The 1980-nt window shown below is 38.7% G+C and carries 1 protein-coding gene; it reads right to left on the bottom strand.

The genetic code is table 11. The annotated features are described in order from the left end of the window. Positions 1-352: 352 nt before the first annotated feature. Positions 353-895: a winged helix-turn-helix domain-containing protein gene (locus B7C60_RS00160; RefSeq protein WP_074534677.1), complete on the bottom strand. Its 543-nt coding sequence runs from the start codon at positions 893-895 to the stop codon at positions 353-355. Between the last annotated feature and the right edge of the window lie 1085 nt (positions 896-1980).

Raw genomic sequence — 1980 nt, forward strand, 5'->3', positions numbered from 1 at the left:
GCAACGATGAAACTGCGAGCCCTAGTTCAAAGAAAAAAATGACTGCCACCAAACTTATCGCAAACCCACTGAATCATTAACAACAAACTGAAAATTCGAAGAATAAAGAAGCCGAAAGCTAAATCAAAATGCAGGAAACTACCTCAGAGAAAGTCGAAATTGAAATTGAAATTAGAACAATCATAAAAAACATCCACTTTTCAATGTATTGTGGGCTTTTTCTCTACGGTTACATAACGCCCTGTTAAGGGGTGAGCAAAGCAATACTGAAGCCACTGCAAACCACCTTAATCACTTTAAACCGACGCATAGTAAAAATGCCACGCGTTGCGAATCCCTCTTAAACAGATTGTTATGTGCGTAGTTTCCAAATGTTACTACTATCTTTTTCAACCAAGCCGTCTTTCTCGAGACGCATTAGGTAAGTTATAACCGTAGAGGGAGCCAAACCTAGTTCACTAGCAATCCCCCTTGCCGAATAACTACCTTTACCTATTGTATCCAAAATATCCATCATTCGAGCCGGCATGGTTTCCTTGGTAATAGTTTTAGCCAATTCTGATTTTGCTCGTTCAAGATCTTCCTGGGATAACTTTGCGCCACGTTTGTTAATAGAGGCAAAAATTTCGTCCATTTGATGATCCACCTTCTCTTTTAAGTTGTTCGCCTGAAGGTAATGATTCTGGTCATCGAAGTCGCTTGGGGCATATAAAACAATATTTTTGAAATATAGAACAAAGAAAAATAACAGTACTATCGCCATAGGAAACGCCATGACAAAGTAAACAAAAATTGCTTGAATCTCTAATGGTAGCTTCACCAAAGCAACTGTGGCTAATGTTTCAGCTACACCTGCAAAAATGGCTATTATTGTCAATGGGTTACTTACTTTCATAACTCTCCAATTTAATTTTGACACCAAGCACATAACGCCGCATTAAGGGGCAGGCAACGCAAACAACTAAACTCAAACTACCCAGCCGTAACCTCAAATGCCAACCAAACCAAAACTGCCAAACGTTGACTGTCCCTCTTGAATGCGTTGTTATGTAACTTTACTAGCCATTTCAAAGCATTACAAAGAAAAATATTGCCAAATACCGTTTAACTTACATGAAAAATTAGCAGTAACCCAGTAGAATTTGCGTGGCAACAACGAAACTGCGAGCCCTAGTTCAAAGAAAAAATAACTGCCACCAAACTTATCGCAAACTAGCTTTACCAATAAAGCTCAGGAGCAAAGACTCGAAGAACAAGGAGATTAAAACTGAGCCAATATGAATAAAACTATGTTTATAAATTTGAAAATAACCAATTTAAACAATTACTTAAAAGTACTTAACATACAAACTAGAAGCTAAATTCAAAGCAAAGAAATCATAAAAAACTTTAATTTTCAATACATTGCGGTCTTTTTCTCTACAGTTACATAACGCCCGGTTAAGGGGCAGCCAACGCCATAACCAAGCTTCCGCATAACACCGTAACCACAAAAAACCAACGCATGATAAAAATGCCACGCGTTGGCTGTCCCTCTTGAACCGTTTGTTATGCTTAAGCTTCAATGACTTACGTTTTACCTAAACCAAGATTAACTCAGCTTTGATTCACAAACAAAACCCAAAAACCAACAAACTGAAATGACTCATAATTTTAAAAATCAGACTTTGAACTTTGGCAGCTAAAACGAAAAAACCTAAGACCAAATTTCCGATTGAGCCACCCGTCATAACCTCGTGCTTGCCCGAAAATTGAATGAGGCAATTCGCTGAATTTCCAGCGCCAAAGAATAATTGTCCGGAAAACCGTGCCCACTGAAGCCAACTTGCCGAGAAACACAAAACTCACAAGCCAAGGGAACAAAGAACAATCATAACCCACTGATTTTTGGTGATTAAGCATAACGCCGCATTAAGGGGCAGCCAACGCAAACAACTGCGCTCAAATTAACCAACCGTAACCTTAAATGCTCAACCAAAC

Origin of the sequence: Vibrio fujianensis, from assembly GCF_002749895.1 — a bacterium.
Classification (GTDB): domain Bacteria; phylum Pseudomonadota; class Gammaproteobacteria; order Enterobacterales; family Vibrionaceae; genus Vibrio; species Vibrio fujianensis.

What these genes read in the sequence shown, in the direction of transcription:
- B7C60_RS00160 (WP_074534677.1), bottom strand. Translation starts at nt 895, where the DNA reads ATGAAAGTAAGTAACCCATTGACAATAATAGCCATTTTTGCAGGTGTA.